The organism is Kitasatospora sp. NPDC023176, assembly GCF_055560495.1.
In genome coordinates this window covers 89,826-104,727 of record NZ_JBVHIP010000011.1, presented here as the reverse complement: position 1 = coordinate 104,727, position 14,902 = coordinate 89,826, and the positions used below count along the sequence as shown (strand labels likewise).

Sequence of the window (14,902 nt, the reverse complement as noted above, 5' to 3'; positions counted from 1 at the left end):
CGGCACGGCGTTTCGCGACGACCTGCGGCCGTACCGCTGACGAGGCCGCGCGGTCAGGGCGCCGGTCAGGCCACGGGCAGGCATTCGTCCAGGAGGGCGACGATGTCGCGCCAGGCCCGTCGGGCGTGCAGCGGGTGGTGGGCGACGCCGGGGACGGTGACCTGGTCGACGGGCGGGTGGTGGAAGGCGTGCTCGGCGCCGCCGTAGACGACGAGGCGCCAGTCGACGCCGGCGGCCTGCATCTCGGCGGTGAAGGCCTCGCGTTGGGCGGCGGGCTGGATCGGGTCCTCGGAGCCGACGCCGGCCCACACCGGGCAGCGGATGTTGGCGGCTTCGCCGGGGCGGCCGGTCATGAGGGCGTTGATGGTGCCGACGGCCCGCAGGTCGACGCCGTCGCGGGCGAGTTCGAGGACGACGGCGCCGCCGGTGCCGTAGCCGATGGCGGCGATCCGTGCGGGGTCGGTACGCGCTTCGGCGCGCAGCACGTCGAGGGCGGCGTGGCCGATCTCGCGCAGCCGGGCGGGGTCGGCGAGCAGCGGCAGGCAGCGGGCGAGCATCTGCTCGGGGTCGGTGTACCAGTGGCCGCCGTGGATGTCGAAGGCCAGGGCGACGTAGCCGAGTTCGGCGAGGGCGTCGGCGCGGCGGCGCTGGAAGTCGTTGAGGCCGGTGCCTTCGGGCCCGATCAGGACGGCGGGGCGGGGGCCGGTGCCGGCGGGGAGGGCGAGGTGGCCGACCATGGTCAGTCCGTCGGCGGGGTATTCGACCGTGCGGGTGGTGACGGTTGTCATGCGAGGGACTGTAGGCGCCGGTGGGGCCCGGCGGGGCGGGCCTTCACCGACAGCGGAACCGGGAACGATCCGCAGGGTTCAGAAGACGAAGTAGCTCGCCCCGAAGGTCCGGACGGACTGCCCCGGGTCCACCTCCGCCGTGACCGGGCCCTGGCAGTTGGCCGCGGCGTGCACCAGGACCGGGGAGCCGGTGTGGTTCTGGAGGGAGACCGGCGAGGTGACGGGGTAGCAGCCGCGCTGCGGGTTGTCGTGGGGCACGCCGTTCACCACCAGAAGGCCGGTGGCGGCCTGGGCGGGGGCGCTGAGGGCGAGCATCCCGGTGGCGACCGGCAGGACGACTCCGAGGATCCGACGACAGATCCGACGACGCATGGAACGACCTCCCTTGTCGGGGCGCACCGCCCCGAGGCGGCGCCTGTACGGAGGATCGTGTCGGCGCCGCGTCGGATACGGCAATCCCCCGAACCGGCGACGGAACGCCGGGAGTTGAGCGCCGTCCGGGCCCTGGGGGCGTCCGCATGGCTGACGGGTGCCTCGGGCATCCACGGCTCGCCGGGGTCCACGACCCGCTCGACCCCGACCGCGCCGAGCAAGGCCACCATCACCCCGCAGGCCCCGGCATCCCCGCACGCGGGAGGCCGGAGCGCGGGAAGTCGGACGGGCCGGCTTCCCGCGCTTTCGCGCGTCGGGGCGTGGTGCCTCGTTTCCCGGCTCCGCGTGAATCGTTGATCGTTGCACCAACGGATCACACCCCTCCCCCGCAGGCCCGCCCGGCGCAGCGCCGGGCGGGCCGCAACGGAAAGCCACCCCATGCCCGTTCGCTCCTGGCGCGCGGCGGTCGCAGCCGCCGCCGTGCTCCTGTTCCTGCCCGCTCCCCGCGCAGCGGCGGAGCCGGCGGCGTACACGCTGCGCAACGCCCGTACCGGGACGTGCCTGCACCACGCCTTCGGCACCGCCCAGGTGCGTCTGGAGCCCTGCGAGGAGGTGCCCGAGCAGCGGTGGGAGCTGCGGGCGGCGGGCGCGTGGACCAACGTGACGGCGTTCGACCGGGAGAAGGGCACCTGGGGCTGTATGGCCATCGGCGACAACTGGAGCATCCGCTACGGGCAGTGCGGCACCACCGAGTCGGCGTGGACCATCCCGGACGGCGGCCGCTCCCGGGTGCGCTCGGAGTCGGACCTCAACGGCAACGACCTCTACCTGACGGAGATGCAGGACGGCCGCCTCAGCGCCCAGCCCGGCGGCACCACGCCCTCCGCGGACTGGATCGTGGCCGCCGAAATTCCGGGGAGCGCCTGACCGCGCCCTGCTACGGTGCCCGGATGGCAGCGATCAAGCAGTTCCAAGTCACCTTCGACTGCGCGCAGCCCGAGCGCGTCGCCCGGTTCTGGTGCGAGGTGCTGGGGTACGTCGTGCCGGCGCCGCCGAAGGGGTTCGCCACGTGGGACGAGTACCAGGCCTCCCAGGCTCCCGAGGAGCGGGACTCCTGGTTCGCCTGCACCGACCCCTCGGGGGTGGGCCCGCGGCTGTACTTCCAGCGCGTTCCCGAGGGCAAGAGCGCCAAGAACCGGGTGCACCTCGACGTGCGGGTCGGCACCGGGCTGGTGGGCGAGGAGCGCCTGGCCGTCCTGGAGGCGGAGGCCACCCGGCTGGAGGCGCTCGGCGCGGTACGGGTGCAGGTGCTGTACGACGGCCATGACTCGTGCATCTCGATGCAGGACATCGAGGGCAACGAGTTCTGCGTCGACTGAGCACCCGCCGGGCAGCGCGGATGACGGCCGGCTGACAGCGGGGACAGCGGTCTGCCGGTGGGCTGTGAGCGGCCCGCGGAACCCTGGAGGCGGGGCGTTGAACGACACCCCGCCTCCAGCCCGTCACCGCGCAAACCCCCGGGAGCCCGCCATGTCCTCCTCCGCACCCCAGAGCCCGCCGTGGGACGTCCACCGGCTGCCCCGCGCCGAGGGGAAGGCCGTCCTGGTCACCGGCGGCAACGCGGGCATCGGCTACTTCGTCGCCGAGCAGCTCGCCGGCACCGGGGCGACCGTCGTCCTCGGCAGCCGCGACCGCCGCAAGGCCGAGGCCGCGATGGCCTCGATCGGCGCCCGCGTGCCCGGCGCCAGGCTGCGGCACCTGCCGCTGGACCTGGCCGACCCCGCCTCGGTGGAGGCGTCCGCGGAGGCGATCGGCCTGGAGCGCCTGGACGCGGTCGTCCACAACGCCGGCATCGCGCTGGACGACCCGCCGCGCCGCCGGAGCGCGGACGGCCACGAGCTGATGTTCGCCACCAACCACCTGGGCCACTTCGCGCTGACCGCCCGGCTGGCCCCGCTGCTCGCGGCCACCCCCGGCAGCCGGATCGTGACCACCGGCAGCTTCGCCGCCAAGTCCGAACGCCTGGACTTCACCGACCTCCAGAGCGCCCGCGACTACCGGCCCAAGCGGGCCTACGCGCGTTCCAAGCTGGCCCAGATGCTCTTCGCCGTCGAACTCGACCGCCGGCTGCGCGCCGCCGGAAGCCGGACGCTGAGCGTCCTGGTGCACCCCGGCGGCGCGCTCGACGCCCTCACCCCCGCGCGCCCGCCCCTGCACGCCCGCACCACCGGCGAGCGGCTGGGCCATCTGCCGCTCGGCCTGGTCGTCCAGGGCAAGGACGCCGCCGCGTGGCCGGCCGTGCGGGCCGTGCTCGACCCGGGCGTGCGCGGCGGGCCGGTGCTGTGGAGCCCCCGGGTGTTCGGGCTGCGCGGCGAGCCCCGGCCCGAACCCCTGTGGGAGCACCTGGCGGATCCCGTCACCGCGGCCTGGCTGTGGGAGGCCAGCTGCGAACTGACCGGCCACGAGCCGGTGTTCAGCGCGGCGGCGGGATCCGGCTACTCCGACCTCTCCTTGAGGTAGGCCTCGTACGTGGCCGCCGTGAGCAGGCCGTTCAGTTCGGCGGGCTTGGTCAGGTCGAGCTCGATCATCCAGACGCCGTGCGCGTCGGAGTTGATCTCCTCGGGCGAATCGTTCAGGTCCTCGTTGACCGCCGCGACCTTGCCGGACACCGGGACGTAGAGCTCGCTCACCGACTTGACGGACTCCACGGAGCCGAACGACTGGCCGGCCTCGAACGTGGCACCCACCTTCGGCAGTTCGACGAAGACGATGTCACCGAGCTGCCGCTGGGCGTAGTCGGTGATGCCCACCCGGGCCTTGTTCTTGCCCGTGGTCTGCACCCACTCGTGCTCCTCGGTGTACTTGAAGTCTTTCGGGTAGGCCATAGCGTTCTCCGCAGGACGAGGTTCGCTGACGGTGCGTCAGCCAGGGAGGAGCCTGCTACAGATCTTCGCCGACTGGCATGACTGTCACTCGAACGAGTGAACGAGCAGGCGCCTCGACCGGGGCGCCTGCTCGTGGCGCGGGACCTCGCCCCGGCCGGAGCCGGGAACCGCGCCGCGGGCTCAGACGAGGGCGGTGACCAGCAGGGCGAAGGCGGCGATGATGACGGCGACGCGGACGTAGTGGTAGCGGTCCCAGCGGTCGCTCTGCTCCTTCCAGTCGGCGGGCCGGTTCTCCGGGGTCCAGGTCTTGCTGCGGTTGTTGATCGGGACGAGCAGCAGGACGGACATGATCACGCTGACGATCAGCAGCACCGCGGCGGTGAGAACGAGACCGGTGCCGTGGTGGTGCCATCCGGCGGCGGCCCAGATGCCGGCGAGGACGAGCGAGGAGATGTACCAGACCGGCATCACCGCGCCGAGCATCCGGCCGCCGTGGGCGCGGGCGAGCTGGCCGCTGTCCTCGGGAAGTGCGCCGAAGATCCGGTTCATGACGAAGGCGACGGAGAACTCCACCCCCACCATCACCCCGACGACCACGGTCGTGAACACCTCGAGTGCGCTGAGCATGATGACCCCTCCGGACATCTAGTGCCGCTAGCTGATGAGGCAATGCTAGTACTGCTGCCGCTCCACTGTCTAGCAGTGCTAGGATCGGGTCATGTCGGTACAGGAACGAAAGCAACGCGAACGGGCGGAACGCGAACGCCTCATCGTCGCCACCGCCCGCGAACTCGCCGAGCAGCAGGGCTGGGACGCCGTCACCACCCGCCGGCTCGCCGAACGCATCGAATACAGCCAGCCCGTCCTCTACAGCCACTTCCGCGGCAAACGCGAGATCATCGGCGCCGTCGCCCTCGAAGGCGCCACCGAGATGGCCGCCGCGGTACGCGCCGCGACCTCCGCCGCGACCAGCCCCCGCGAACGGGTCACCGCCCTCGCCCGCGCCTACCTCGACTTCGCCGCACACAACCCCGCCGTCTACGACGCCCTCTTCCAACTCGACGGCGGCCTGGCCTTCGCCCAGGAGTCCACCCCGGAACCCCTGAAGGACGCCTTCGCCGCCCTGCTGGAAAGCCTGAGCGAGGTCGCCGGAGACGGCGTCCACCCGGGAATGTTCACCGAGGTGTTCTGGGCCGCCCTGCACGGACTCGCCACCCTCACCCGGGCGGGACGGCTACCCCCGGAAGAAGCCGAACCCAGGGTGGAACTCCTGGTGGACCGGCTCGCCGTACTCTGACCCGTCACCCCGACAGGCGGGCGGCCGGGGCCTCGGGGGCTCCGGCCGCCCGCCTGCGGCCTCGCCGCCCCTGGCTCAGTCGGGGCGCTGGCCGTGGAGGAGGAGGGGCAGGGCGCGACCGGTCAGGGCCTCGGCGGTGCGGGCGGCCTGGGAAGGGGCCATGTGCCGCGCGAGTTCGCGCACGGGGACGAAGCGGGCGCCGAGCAGTCGGCTGCGCTTCTGCGCGGGGACGGCGGGGGTGGTGGCGTCGCGCACGGTGCCGCCGTCGAAGACCAGGCTGAGGCGCTCCAGGTAGCGGTCGCAGGGCGCGTAGTCGAGGGCGACGGCGTGGGTCAGGCGCAGGATGATGCCGGTCTGGGCGTGCAGGTGGCGGGCGGCGGCACGGTGCGGGGGCTCGTTCACCTTGCCGGCGCCGCCCGGCAGGATCATCCCGTCCAGGTAGTCGGGGTCCACGAGCAGGACGTCGCCGGCCTGGTTGCGGACGAGGACGAGGCAGCCGAGCCGGCAGACGGGGGGCTTGGCCAGCAAGCGGGGGTCGTGCATGGGGAGTTCACTTCCTGAGGGTGCAGAAGAGAAGGAGAGCGAGGCAGGCCCACCACAGGAGACGGGCGAGGAACTCAGTCGTCATAGGTGAGGCGCTCGTAGCGCAGGCCCTTGCGAAGCAGGTCGACGATGCGCAGCAGGTCGAAGGGGCGGGCGGTGAGGTGGAGCAGGTACTCGCACGTCGAACGGCCGGTGTCCCAGTCGACTTCGAGCGTGGGGAGGTGGACCCGGCCGAGGGCGAGGACCGTGGTCAGGTCGTCCAGCACGACGGCGGCCTGCCGGCGCTGATCGGCGGTCACGCGGGACAGGGTCAAAGCTCCCCCGGCCGCTTGTGGACCTCGAAGAGGCGCCAGGCGCTGAAGGCCTCGGTGAAGGAGGAGAAGCCGCTGCGCTCACCGGTCGGCTTGCACAGCCACGCGCCGGTGCACTCGTTGCGGACCCGGTAGCACCGGGCCTCGGTGTCCCAGCGGACGCCGTAGCCGTGGAGGCGGGGGACTTGGGCATGGGTCATGGGAATGGAACTCTCTGCGATGGGAGTTTCACGTTCTGTTGCACATGGTGGCGTGACGTTGCCTACGATCGGAAGCAGCCTGCGACTTGCCTATGGGCTCGCCAGAAGTTGGGAACCGCCATGAACAAGAAGAAGATTGACCCGGAGTCGAGCCCTTGGGCGCCCTTCGGAATCCAGCTTCGCAACTTCCGCGAGGCCAAGGAGATCCGCCAGGAGGAGCTGGCGCCGCAGCTCGAGTGCTCCCCGTCGCACCTCTCCTACATCGAACTTGCGCACCGGCCACCGAGTCGCAGGCTCGCCGAGCTGGCGGACATCGCACTCGACACCGGCGGCACGATGCTGCTGATGTGGTATCAGCTGAAGAACGCGGCGATCCTGGAGGGCTTCCCGGAGTACGCGCGCTACGAGGCCCTCGCCGAGCGGATCAGGATTTTCGAGAACGACTTCATCAACGGGCTCCTGCAGACCCGGGCGTATATGACCGCGCTCCAGATGGGCTTCGTCAGGCAGGGCGTTTCAACCCAGAAACTGGCCGAGGAGCGCATCGAGTTCAGGCTGAACCGCCAGAAGATCCTGGACCGGCCTTCTCCCCCACTCCTGCAGGTGGTGCTGGATGAGAGCTGCCTCCGGAGGATCATCGGCGGACGCGACGTCATGATCGAACAACTACTCCATCTTGAGCAACTGACCAATCGTCGCGACGTGATCATCCAAGTGGCGCCGTTCTCCCTGGGCGAAGACCGGCCGTTCACACATATGACGGCCCTCCTTACCATGCCAAACAGTAAAGTTCTCGCTTACGGCGAGATTGAGCAGCGTGGCTACATCGACCGCGATACCAAGTCGGTTGCCGCAGTGGCCAGAAGCTACGATCGACTCGCGATCGATGCCCATGGCCAGGCCGAATCGCGAGCTTTCATCCGTGCGGCAAGGAGGGACCTGGAGTGGATGTCGACATGACCGAGGCTTTCTGGCGGAAGAGTTCGTACAGTGGCGCAAACGGCGGGCAATGCGTCGAGGTCGCCGACGGCTTCCCCGGCGTCATGCCAGTCCGCGACTCCAAGGACCCCTCCGGCCCCGCCCTGGTCTTCTCCGCCACCGCCTGGCAGTCCTTCGTCACCGCCGTCCGCGCCGGCGAACTCGACGCCCGCTGAGCGCAGTTGATGACCCCGCCACCCCTCCCGGGGGTGGCGGGCCATGTCATTACCGCTTCGAGCGATCTTCCGTGAGTCGCCTTGCGTGATCACCCGGACATCACCAAGTGGGTCGAGGACGTCGAGAACACCAACACCCACCAGGACGTCGTCCTGATCGTCGGCGACCCCACCGACCCCACATCCCACCGCGTCCGCCTGGTCGACGCCTGGGCCGGCGCCACCTACCACCTGGACGAGGACGACGACCCCGACGCCTTCGCCATCGAGTTCGCCAACATCACCGTCGAGAAGTAGGCAACCCGCTCCTCGCCCACCACCGCACGGTGGTGGGCGAGTCGGGCCACCGGGTCAGCACCGCCCACCGGGCATGACCGGCCGGTGCCACGGGCGCAGCCGGCGCGCGTCGGCCACTTCCGCCGACCGCCCTGAACGGAATGCGGACCGGCCCCGTTCGCTCCCGAACCGTCCATCCCTGGCCACTTCCGAGCAGTACCGGTCATGGCCTGGTGCGCAGGGTGACCGCACGACTACGGTCGTCCACGAATCATCAGCACCGATCGAGGCGGTAGCCCATGGCCGTGAACCCCCGTATCGACGTCTCCACCTCCCTCAGCGCCGCAGGCGCGGCACCAGGCTCCGAAGAGCTCGCCGAACTCGCGGCGGGCATCTCCCACGACGTCCTCTTCACCACCGAGATCGGCCTCCCGGGCACCCGCGTCCCCGACACCACCTGGGAGCTGCGCGGCGGCCGGGCGAGCGGCACGGCGGGCGTCTACTACGCCGACGGGCGCAGCGACCTGCGGAAGCCGTTCCTGTTCGCCGACGGCTTCAACTACGGCCCCAGCGACGTCCCCGGGCTCTTCAACCACTTCAACGCCCCCTACGCGGAAGGCCGTCCGGGCCTCTTCGACCAGCTCCTCGCCCGCGGCTACGACATCGTCGTGATCGGCTTCGACCAGCGCCACACCTTCATCCAGCACAACGCCGAGGTCGTCACCGAGGCGATCCACGGGGCCATCGCCGAGCGCCTCGGCGACGAGCCGCTGACCGTCGGCGGCGTGAGCATGGGCGGCATCATCACCCGCTACGCGCTCGCCAAGCTGGAGAGCGACGGCGTCGACCACGAGACCGCGACCTACCTGTCCTGGGACTCCCCGCACAACGGCGCCTGGATCCCGCTGATCCTCCAGCAGATGGCGTACTTCTTCGAGAAGCTCGCCCCCGCCGAGCCCGGCCGGCCCTCCCAGGCCGACCTGATCCGCAGCGAAGCCGCCCAGCAGCTGCTCTGGGCCTGGGTGCCGGACGCCACGTACTCCGGCGACGTCGCCACCGCGAGCGAGCTGCGCACCGACTTCGTGCGCGAGCTCGCCGACCTCGGCAACTTCCCGCGCCGCCCCCGGCTGCTCGGGGTCGCCAACGGCCGCGGCGACGGGGTCGGCCTCCCGCTGCCCGCCGGTGAGATCGCCTTCGACTGGAAGGCCCTGCTCAACACCGCCAGCGCCACCGCCCGCTTCCAGCCCGAGCGCGGCAGCGAGCAGCGGATCGGCAGCATGCACGTGCTCGCCGAGATCCGCCGCTCCACCACTACCGAGGTCCCGGCCCTGGACGGGGTGCCCGGCGGCACCCTGGACTCCTTCGGCAAGGTCGCGGACGCGCTGAAGGCGAAGATCGGCGAGGAGTACCGCAGCGGGGCCTTCGTCCCGGCGGTCAGCGCCAGCGCCCTCGCCTACGACCCGGTCGTCTGGGACGTCGACCCGAACCTCAACCTCCTCGACCAGGCCCCCGACCGCTTCCACCTGGACGACGTCGCCTTCGACATCGCCAACACCGAGCACAGTGCGGTCTCCGCCGTCCTCGCCGACTGGGTCCTCCAGCGGTTCTGAGCCCCCCGGGGCGGGGGGGGGGGGGGTGGGGGGGGGGGGGCCCCCCCCCCCCCCCCCGCCCGGCCGTTCGACTCGCGCTCCCCTGTCCGGACGGGCACCGGCTGCTGGCCCCCTCAGCCCTTCCGTCCCGCCACCCGCCGGATGACCATGGAACGTCGGTGGACATCCGGAAGGACGCACCCGTGCGCACACACGAGGGCGAGCGGCAGCAGCGCCGGCACGCAGCCGGGACACGGCCACCGACCGCGCCGGCCGCGGTTCCACCGGCCGGCGCAAGCGGAGGAAGGGTGACGCATGACCGCCGGCGGCCGGTGGGCGGGTGGCGCGGCGGTCAGCTCCGGCGGGTCCCCCACCTGCGGGGGCCGCGTACCCGGATGCGGCCGAAGCCCTTCTTGCCGATCAGCTCGATCCGCAGCCTGACCGGGGTGCCCGGGTCGGGGGCGTACTGGTTCTTGATCTTGCTGAACTCCAGGGTCAGGCCGTAGGGGTCGACCGTGATGCCCGGGCCGACGATCAGCGTCAGGTTCCCGCCCTGCATGTCGACGTCGATCTCCAGGGTGTCCTGGGTGATCACCGCCTGGGTGAAGTCCAGCGTCACGTTGCACCACTCCGCGGCGAGCTCCAGGCGCCGCGGCAGCACCCAACCGCCGGTCCGCTCCAGCCTGCTGAACTTCTGCTCGATCCGCAGGACGTCCCTGGACTCCGCCGGGACCCCTGACGTCGAGATCGAGATGGGCGGCAGGTCGGCGGTGAGTGCGGCCAGGTCGCCGACCGTGCGCGCAGACAGCGCGGCCTCCACCCGCTGGTCCAGCTCATCGGCCGTCAGCCGGCCGTCGCCCGCCGCCACGCCCAGCATGGCGACCACGCGGTCGCGGTCCGCGTGCGAGGCCCGCAGCGCGGGCAGGGCGCTGGGGCCGGGGGCGCTCCCGGCGGGCACGATCTCTCCCGGCATGTTTCCCGTCCCTGAACTCGCTCGGCGAAGGTCTGCGCGCGAGGGACCGCGCGGCAACTTACGTTATATCGCGATACGGTATATCGCGTTACACCTGATCGCCAGGCCCGGGCCGCCTGCGCCGCCAGGCCCGGTACAGGTCGATCGCACCGACGCCGAGGACGCCGAGGACCATCAGCCCGATGTAGAGCCACTTGCCCCAGGAGCGCGTCACGACCAGCAGCACCACGACGGCGCTGCCCGAGGCGAAGAGCAGGAAGCCCAGCCCCGTCGCCGTCGGGCACCGGCCCCGGCGCCGGTGCCGACGCCGTGGGTGGCGGGCCGGCCCTCCCCCGGCGTTCAGCGCCATGTCCGCTCCCGTGAAGGTGCCAACTCTCTTGCCACCCCTGGATGTTGTCCACAATGGCGTGCCTTGAAGCGGGATGGACGCGTCAGGAGGCGGCGTTCTTGCCGAAACGCTTGGCCAGGGCCGGGTCCGACTCCCACCACAGGCCGCTGCCGGCGGACCCCTCCTCGGCGGGCCGGGCGGGCTCGGCGCCCCGGGCCGACGGGAGCAGGGAGTCGCCTACGGCGCGCAGGCGGAACAGCAGGCCGGGCACGCTCCAGAAGACCGCGATCATCAGCAGCAGGAGCACTGCGGCGTAGGGCCAGGGGATCATGGTGGCGCGAACCAGGGGCACCACCAGGAAGGCGAAGCCGTATCCGGTCGCCCGGCCCGTCAGCAGGAACTCGCGGTCCTCGACGGCCTCCACGGTGACGGTGTTGGAGCGGGTGCGGTCCCAGGTGGTGAGCCGGACGGTGTGGGTGCCGGCCGGCACCGGGAAGCGTGCGATCGCACCCTGTTCCACCTTGCCGACCGGCACCCCGTCGATCTCCACGCCGAAGCAGCCCCTCCGCAGGGCGACCAACGGCGGCTCGGCGTGCACGACGACGGTAGCGGTCATCTGGTGTCCCCCTGGGTTCGTGATCATGATGCGTGGAGCGCGCCCATGATAGGGGGATGCCCCTGGCCGGGCACGGTCAATTCGGCTGCCGGGCGGCCAAGTTCTCCAGACCGAGGTCGCCCGGGTGCGCGCCGGTGGTGTAGCGCGGAGCCGCGCGCCCCCAGTCGTGGTAGCCGCGGATCCAGGCGGCGTGGGCGTCGGCGTAGCGGGCCAACTCCGGCATCTTGCCGCCGAGTTCCCGCTCCAGGGCGGGCAGGCCGGCGCGCAGGTCGAGGAAGGAGCCGACACTGCGGTCGACGGTGTCGCACACCTGCCGTACGGCCTCCGCCCGCGAGGCGCCGTGGTGGCGCATCAGGCTCAGGACGAGATTGGGGCGGCCGCCGGCCTGGTCCTTCTCCAGCGAGTGGATCTCGTTCATGGCGATGATCGCGTCGCAGGCGGCGATCCGCATCGCCTCCAGATGGCTGGAACACCAGGCCCGCAGCGGGACTTCGAAGTGCCCGGCCCGCTCGGCCAGGGCGAGCAGCGGGCGCACGCCGATCGTGCGGCGGCGGGCGCGCAGGTGCGCGGACGGGGCCGGGAGGACACCGTGCGCCCGCTCGGCGATCTTGGTGGGCCAGCCGGCCAGGTAGTCGACCCAGTCGTGGACGGTGCGGCGGCGCCACTCCTCGGACATGCCCGCACTCATCCGCTGCCAGCAGTCGGCGAAGGCGGCCACCACGGGCGGCGCGTGGGTCGTCCGGGGTTTCGGCCAGCGCAGGAGGTCCACCAGGTCCTGGCAGACGGCGATCGCGTCGCCCGTACACCCGTCCCGGCCGTCGAACTGGTCGTCGAACTGGTCGTTGAAGAGGAAGAACCAGCCGAGCAGGTCGAAGCAGAGGTCCAGGTCGGTGCCGGTCGCGTCCGGGACGCCGTACGCGGCGCTGTCCGCGACCCGGGAGGACTCGTAGCGGCGCAGCGCCTCCCCGCTTCCGACCAGCCCGGAGGCCCGCACCCAGGCCAGGTGGCGCCGGCGGGCCCGGGCCAGCTCGGGGCTGACCCGGCCGGCGAGGGGCACCGTGAACTCGATGTCCTGGGGCATTCGGCTTCCGCACTCCCGGGTCCGGTGGTCGTCCGTAGCGGCTGTACGTGGCCGTACCGGCCGGACGGTTCGGGCCCAGCGTGGTCGAAGCGGCGCCGTCCGCGCCAGAGCGCAAGGGGGGCATCACCCGGCGCACCCGGAGGCGCCGAGCCCTCCCGCACCGAGGGTGCGGGAGGGCTCTCGTCCCGGGTGTTACTTGCCAGCGGGGGCGATGTCGCCCCACGAGGTGTCCGCGGGAGCGGACCAGCCCCAGGAGGTGTTGGCGGGGGCGACGTCACCCCAGGAGGTGTCGGCGGGCGCCACACCGCCCCAGGAGGTGTCCCCGGCGGGAGCGACGCCGCCCCAGGAGGTGTCCCCCGCGAAGGCCTGGCCGCTGCCGAGGACGATCAGGGCGGCGGTGGCGGTACCGACGACGATGCGCTTGAGCATGATGGATCCTCCGACGTTCCGATGGTTCGGGCCTGACAGTAGATCAAGATGCGGTCAGTTGTTCGATCAATATCGAAATCTGTCCCCTCCTCGACCTCCCGACCCTCCCCGCCCTTCCCTGTCCTCCCCCGGCCTCCCGGTCCTGCCGGTGAACCCGCCCGGGCGCGGGTGCCGTTGGTCCCTGTCGGGGGTCCGGGCTCCGTGCGCCCGCGCAGGAAGTCACCCCCGTCGACTTCCTGTGCGGGCCGTCCCGGGCATCGCCGCCGGCGGGGTGACGGCCCCGCCGGCGGCGGCATCGGTATGCCGGACCACCCCGTGTCGCCGGCGCGGCCCGGGCCCGGTCAGTCGGGCAGGTTGCCGTCGCCGCCCATGTTCGCGGTGATGCGGCGCAGCACGTTGACGGTGGTCACGAAGTCGGCCTCGTCCACACCCTCGTGGGCCTGCCGGAGCACGCGGTGGTTGCGCTCGCGGGCGCGCAGGCGGGCCGCCTCGCCGTCCTCGGTGAGTGACATGGCGCCGGTCGTCTCGTCCTCCAGCAGCCAGCCGCGGGCGGCGAGGTCGTCGAAGACCCGGTCGGGGTCGATGCCGAGGTCGTCGTGGCGGGCCAGCCGTTCGACCAGGGTGGTGCGGTTCCAGCGGCCGGGGGCGCCGGCGGCGTGGTTGAGCGTCCACCAGTGCGGCTGGGTGAGGTTCTCCACGGCCAGTTGCTCGCGCAGGGCTCCGACCACCCGGCGGTACGCCTCGCCGGTCCACGCGCCGATGGGCTGGGCGGCCAGGACTTCGTGCGGGTACTCCTTGAGCGTCACGCTGGTGCGCCTCTTCTGTTCGATCGCCAGGACGTGATCACCGTAGGACCTCAAGTCGGCTTGAGGTCAAGGCGGTTCGCAGGGGTGCAGCGGCCGGCTCAGGCCGGGTCCGGGGTGTTCCGGGCGTGCTCCGGCGCCGGGGCGCGTGGTACAGCGCCGGCAACACGTACCCGTGCGGGTTCGGCTTCGCCTCCACCGTGACCTACGACGGCCGGGACCTGCTGGACGGCTCCAGCTCCGGCAGCGGCGGAGCCTGCGGCACCGTCGGGGGCAACTCCGCCGCCTGCGCGGGCGGCGGCAACGACACGCTGCGCGCCCGCTACGTGCTGAGCGGCCCGTGCTGGACCGACACCCAGATCGACTCCGGCTGCCGCACGTACAACCTGGACCTGCCCTGCGGCTGAGCGGCGGCCCCCTGACCGGAGCGGGAAGTCGCCCCCGCCGACTTCCCGCTCCACCCGGGCCCGCGGTTCGGGCGGTGGCCGCCGGACGGCCCGCAGGGTCCGTCGGGGCCGCAAACCCGGAGCCACTCGAATGAGTGGTCGTCATCTCGCCTGCCAGTGAGGCGCTTTGGCGTCCCGATACGTTCCGCCCATGGACTTCAGCGCAATCGCCAACGCTTTCGTGAACCACTACTTCACGACCTTCGACGACTACTCCGCGCGCGGCAACCTCGCGAGCCTCTACCGGCCCGAGTCGATGCTCACCTGGGAGAGCGCCCAGATCCAGGGCGCGAGCGGCATCATCGGGCAGCTCGCCAAGCCCGAGCTGAAGACCGTCAGGACCCAGATCACCTCGGTCGACCCGCAGCCCTGCGCGAACGGCTCCGTGGTGGTCCTGGTCACCGGCAGCCTCGCCGTCGACAACGCCTACGACAAGCCGCTGCGGTTCAGCGAGATGTTCGTCCTGGCCCCGATCCCCGACCGGCCCGGCGGCTTCTTCGTCTACAACCAGGTCTTCCGCCTCATCCTCGGCTAGGGACTGTCTCTTTGGTTATCTGCGGGTCCAGATGAGGATCGCGGCGAGGTGGAGTGCGGCTTGGTAGGCGATGGCGAGTTCGTCGGTTCGCATGGCCAGGCCGCGCCACTGCTTGAACCGGTTGATGCACCGCTCGACGGTGTTGCGTTCCTTGTCGGACTCGGGGTCGAAGGCAGGTGGCCTGCCACCGTGAGGACCACGTCGTTGGCGGTGGCAGTTCGCGGTCGCCCCGGACCGGTGCGTGGGATGCGGATCGCCGCCATGACGGGGGTGAAC

At 71.7% G+C, this 14,902-nt stretch carries 23 protein-coding genes and 1 pseudogene; 10 read left to right on the top strand and 14 right to left on the bottom strand.

Annotated elements, in window-relative coordinates; genetic code table 11:
• Nucleotides 1–65: 65 nt before the first annotated feature.
• Nucleotides 66–788 (bottom strand): dienelactone hydrolase family protein, encoded by a 723-nt coding sequence (locus ACZ3YL_RS17865; RefSeq protein WP_188306856.1) that lies wholly within the window; start codon nt 786–788, stop codon nt 66–68.
• A gap of 78 nt (nt 789–866) precedes the next feature.
• Nucleotides 867–1,160 carry a hypothetical protein gene (locus ACZ3YL_RS17860; protein ID WP_188306855.1) on the bottom strand — a complete coding sequence of 98 codons (294 nt, stop codon included), beginning with the start codon at nt 1,158–1,160 and terminating at the stop codon, nt 867–869.
• A 438-nt stretch (nt 1,161–1,598) separates the two neighbouring features.
• On the opposite strand from ACZ3YL_RS17860, the gene ACZ3YL_RS17855 reads away from it, so the two are divergent.
• The 3 genes from ACZ3YL_RS17855 (at nt 1,599) to ACZ3YL_RS17845 (ending at nt 3,680) form a co-directional block, all read left to right on the top strand.
• Nucleotides 1,599–2,087 (top strand): hypothetical protein, encoded by a 489-nt coding sequence (locus ACZ3YL_RS17855; protein ID WP_465658308.1) that lies wholly within the window; start codon nt 1,599–1,601, stop codon nt 2,085–2,087.
• A gap of 23 nt (nt 2,088–2,110) precedes the next feature.
• Nucleotides 2,111–2,539 carry a VOC family protein gene (locus ACZ3YL_RS17850; protein WP_188306853.1) on the top strand — a complete coding sequence of 143 codons (429 nt, stop codon included), beginning with the start codon at nt 2,111–2,113 and terminating at the stop codon, nt 2,537–2,539.
• 151 nt (nt 2,540–2,690) lie between these two features.
• Nucleotides 2,691–3,680: an SDR family NAD(P)-dependent oxidoreductase gene (locus tag ACZ3YL_RS17845; RefSeq protein ID WP_188306852.1), complete on the top strand. Its 990-nt coding sequence runs from the start codon at nt 2,691–2,693 to the stop codon at nt 3,678–3,680.
• Here the strand turns inward: ACZ3YL_RS17845 and gcvH are convergent.
• Together gcvH and ACZ3YL_RS17835 are read right to left on the bottom strand one after the other, a co-directional pair.
• Nucleotides 3,656–4,045 (bottom strand): glycine cleavage system protein GcvH, encoded by a 390-nt coding sequence (gcvH, locus tag ACZ3YL_RS17840; protein ID WP_188306851.1) that lies wholly within the window; start codon nt 4,043–4,045, stop codon nt 3,656–3,658. The two genes, ACZ3YL_RS17845 and gcvH, sit on opposite strands and share 25 nt — an antisense overlap.
• Before the next feature lie 180 nt (nt 4,046–4,225).
• On the bottom strand, nt 4,226–4,672 hold the full coding sequence (locus ACZ3YL_RS17835) for an anthrone oxygenase family protein (protein WP_465655010.1): 447 nt from the start codon (nt 4,670–4,672) through the stop codon (nt 4,226–4,228).
• 91 nt (nt 4,673–4,763) lie between these two features.
• On the opposite strand from ACZ3YL_RS17835, the gene ACZ3YL_RS17830 reads away from it, so the two are divergent.
• Nucleotides 4,764–5,342: a TetR/AcrR family transcriptional regulator gene (locus ACZ3YL_RS17830; RefSeq protein ID WP_465658305.1), complete on the top strand. Its 579-nt coding sequence runs from the start codon at nt 4,764–4,766 to the stop codon at nt 5,340–5,342.
• Nucleotides 5,343–5,417: 75 nt separating this feature from the next.
• Here ACZ3YL_RS17830 and ACZ3YL_RS17825 read toward each other — a convergent pair whose 3' ends face one another.
• From ACZ3YL_RS17825 to ACZ3YL_RS17815, 3 genes are all read right to left on the bottom strand, one after another.
• Complete coding sequence (locus tag ACZ3YL_RS17825; RefSeq protein ID WP_465658303.1) at nt 5,418–5,885, bottom strand: NUDIX domain-containing protein; 468 nt, start codon at nt 5,883–5,885, stop codon at nt 5,418–5,420.
• A 74-nt stretch (nt 5,886–5,959) separates the two neighbouring features.
• Entirely contained in the window at nt 5,960–6,184 is a 225-nt protein-coding gene (locus ACZ3YL_RS17820) for a hypothetical protein (RefSeq protein ID WP_465658301.1), read from the bottom strand.
• 11 nt (nt 6,185–6,195) lie between these two features.
• Nucleotides 6,196–6,396 (bottom strand): hypothetical protein, encoded by a 201-nt coding sequence (locus tag ACZ3YL_RS17815; protein WP_188306846.1) that lies wholly within the window; start codon nt 6,394–6,396, stop codon nt 6,196–6,198.
• Nucleotides 6,397–6,516: 120 nt separating this feature from the next.
• On the opposite strand from ACZ3YL_RS17815, the gene ACZ3YL_RS17810 reads away from it, so the two are divergent.
• From ACZ3YL_RS17810 to ACZ3YL_RS17795, 4 genes are all read left to right on the top strand, one after another.
• A complete protein-coding gene (locus ACZ3YL_RS17810; RefSeq protein WP_465658299.1) occupies nt 6,517–7,356 on the top strand; it encodes a helix-turn-helix domain-containing protein in 840 nt (279 codons plus the stop codon).
• A complete protein-coding gene (locus ACZ3YL_RS17805) occupies nt 7,353–7,550 on the top strand; it encodes a DUF397 domain-containing protein (RefSeq protein WP_465658297.1) in 198 nt (65 codons plus the stop codon). Before ACZ3YL_RS17810 ends, ACZ3YL_RS17805 begins: the two co-directional genes overlap by 4 nt.
• A gap of 81 nt (nt 7,551–7,631) precedes the next feature.
• Nucleotides 7,632–7,847, top strand: a complete 216-nt coding sequence (locus ACZ3YL_RS17800; RefSeq protein WP_465658296.1) for a hypothetical protein — start codon at nt 7,632–7,634, stop codon at nt 7,845–7,847.
• 278 nt (nt 7,848–8,125) lie between these two features.
• The gene (locus tag ACZ3YL_RS17795) at nt 8,126–9,436 is read left to right on the top strand and encodes a hypothetical protein (RefSeq protein WP_465658294.1); all 1,311 of its coding nucleotides are present in this window, start codon (nt 8,126–8,128) and stop codon (nt 9,434–9,436) included.
• A 331-nt stretch (nt 9,437–9,767) separates the two neighbouring features.
• Here the strand turns inward: ACZ3YL_RS17795 and ACZ3YL_RS17790 are convergent, their stop codons facing one another.
• From ACZ3YL_RS17790 to ACZ3YL_RS17765, 6 genes are all read right to left on the bottom strand, one after another.
• Nucleotides 9,768–10,388, bottom strand: a complete 621-nt coding sequence (locus ACZ3YL_RS17790) for a DUF1707 SHOCT-like domain-containing protein (protein ID WP_188306842.1) — start codon at nt 10,386–10,388, stop codon at nt 9,768–9,770.
• An 88-nt stretch (nt 10,389–10,476) separates the two neighbouring features.
• Nucleotides 10,477–10,737, bottom strand: a complete 261-nt coding sequence (locus tag ACZ3YL_RS17785; protein ID WP_465658292.1) for a hypothetical protein — start codon at nt 10,735–10,737, stop codon at nt 10,477–10,479.
• Between the two features lie 82 nt (nt 10,738–10,819).
• Nucleotides 10,820–11,332, bottom strand: a complete 513-nt coding sequence (locus tag ACZ3YL_RS17780; RefSeq protein ID WP_465658290.1) for a hypothetical protein — start codon at nt 11,330–11,332, stop codon at nt 10,820–10,822.
• A 76-nt stretch (nt 11,333–11,408) separates the two neighbouring features.
• On the bottom strand, nt 11,409–12,413 hold the full coding sequence (locus ACZ3YL_RS17775; RefSeq protein ID WP_188306839.1) for a terpene synthase family protein: 1,005 nt from the start codon (nt 12,411–12,413) through the stop codon (nt 11,409–11,411).
• Nucleotides 12,414–12,605: 192 nt separating this feature from the next.
• Nucleotides 12,606–12,842: a hypothetical protein gene (locus ACZ3YL_RS17770; protein WP_188306838.1), complete on the bottom strand. Its 237-nt coding sequence runs from the start codon at nt 12,840–12,842 to the stop codon at nt 12,606–12,608.
• 341 nt (nt 12,843–13,183) lie between these two features.
• Nucleotides 13,184–13,648, bottom strand: a complete 465-nt coding sequence (locus ACZ3YL_RS17765; RefSeq protein ID WP_465658287.1) for a MarR family transcriptional regulator — start codon at nt 13,646–13,648, stop codon at nt 13,184–13,186.
• A gap of 125 nt (nt 13,649–13,773) precedes the next feature.
• Between ACZ3YL_RS17765 and ACZ3YL_RS17760 the strand changes: the two genes are divergently transcribed.
• Complete coding sequence (locus ACZ3YL_RS17760) at nt 13,774–14,052, top strand: hypothetical protein (protein ID WP_465658285.1); 279 nt, start codon at nt 13,774–13,776, stop codon at nt 14,050–14,052.
• Nucleotides 14,053–14,242: 190 nt separating this feature from the next.
• Nucleotides 14,243–14,626 carry a nuclear transport factor 2 family protein gene (locus tag ACZ3YL_RS17755; protein WP_465658283.1) on the top strand — a complete coding sequence of 128 codons (384 nt, stop codon included), beginning with the start codon at nt 14,243–14,245 and terminating at the stop codon, nt 14,624–14,626.
• Nucleotides 14,627–14,641: 15 nt separating this feature from the next.
• Here the strand turns inward: ACZ3YL_RS17755 and ACZ3YL_RS17750 are convergent.
• A pseudogene (locus ACZ3YL_RS17750) lies at nt 14,642–14,839 on the bottom strand (IS5/IS1182 family transposase); the annotation flags it as partial.
• Nucleotides 14,840–14,902 lie beyond the last annotated feature (63 nt).

Excerpts from the sequence above, each read along its gene's own strand:
- ACZ3YL_RS17865 (WP_188306856.1), bottom strand. The coding sequence starts at position 788 with ATGACAACCGTCACCACCCGCACGGTCGAATACCCCGCCGACGGACTG.
- ACZ3YL_RS17860 (WP_188306855.1), bottom strand. The coding sequence starts at position 1,160 with ATGCGTCGTCGGATCTGTCGTCGGATCCTCGGAGTCGTCCTGCCGGTC.
- ACZ3YL_RS17855 (WP_465658308.1), top strand. The coding sequence starts at position 1,599 with ATGCCCGTTCGCTCCTGGCGCGCGGCGGTCGCAGCCGCCGCCGTGCTC.
- ACZ3YL_RS17850 (WP_188306853.1), top strand. The coding sequence starts at position 2,111 with ATGGCAGCGATCAAGCAGTTCCAAGTCACCTTCGACTGCGCGCAGCCC.
- ACZ3YL_RS17845 (WP_188306852.1), top strand. The coding sequence starts at position 2,691 with ATGTCCTCCTCCGCACCCCAGAGCCCGCCGTGGGACGTCCACCGGCTG.
- gcvH (WP_188306851.1), bottom strand. The coding sequence starts at position 4,045 with ATGGCCTACCCGAAAGACTTCAAGTACACCGAGGAGCACGAGTGGGTG.
- ACZ3YL_RS17835 (WP_465655010.1), bottom strand. The coding sequence starts at position 4,672 with ATGCTCAGCGCACTCGAGGTGTTCACGACCGTGGTCGTCGGGGTGATG.
- ACZ3YL_RS17830 (WP_465658305.1), top strand. The coding sequence starts at position 4,764 with ATGTCGGTACAGGAACGAAAGCAACGCGAACGGGCGGAACGCGAACGC.
- ACZ3YL_RS17825 (WP_465658303.1), bottom strand. The coding sequence starts at position 5,885 with ATGCACGACCCCCGCTTGCTGGCCAAGCCCCCCGTCTGCCGGCTCGGC.
- ACZ3YL_RS17815 (WP_188306846.1), bottom strand. The coding sequence starts at position 6,396 with ATGACCCATGCCCAAGTCCCCCGCCTCCACGGCTACGGCGTCCGCTGG.
- ACZ3YL_RS17810 (WP_465658299.1), top strand. The coding sequence starts at position 6,517 with ATGAACAAGAAGAAGATTGACCCGGAGTCGAGCCCTTGGGCGCCCTTC.
- ACZ3YL_RS17805 (WP_465658297.1), top strand. The coding sequence starts at position 7,353 with ATGACCGAGGCTTTCTGGCGGAAGAGTTCGTACAGTGGCGCAAACGGC.
- ACZ3YL_RS17795 (WP_465658294.1), top strand. The coding sequence starts at position 8,126 with ATGGCCGTGAACCCCCGTATCGACGTCTCCACCTCCCTCAGCGCCGCA.
- ACZ3YL_RS17790 (WP_188306842.1), bottom strand. The coding sequence starts at position 10,388 with ATGCCGGGAGAGATCGTGCCCGCCGGGAGCGCCCCCGGCCCCAGCGCC.
- ACZ3YL_RS17785 (WP_465658292.1), bottom strand. The coding sequence starts at position 10,737 with ATGGCGCTGAACGCCGGGGGAGGGCCGGCCCGCCACCCACGGCGTCGG.
- ACZ3YL_RS17780 (WP_465658290.1), bottom strand. The coding sequence starts at position 11,332 with ATGACCGCTACCGTCGTCGTGCACGCCGAGCCGCCGTTGGTCGCCCTG.
- ACZ3YL_RS17775 (WP_188306839.1), bottom strand. The coding sequence starts at position 12,413 with ATGCCCCAGGACATCGAGTTCACGGTGCCCCTCGCCGGCCGGGTCAGC.
- ACZ3YL_RS17770 (WP_188306838.1), bottom strand. The coding sequence starts at position 12,842 with ATGCTCAAGCGCATCGTCGTCGGTACCGCCACCGCCGCCCTGATCGTC.
- ACZ3YL_RS17755 (WP_465658283.1), top strand. The coding sequence starts at position 14,243 with ATGGACTTCAGCGCAATCGCCAACGCTTTCGTGAACCACTACTTCACG.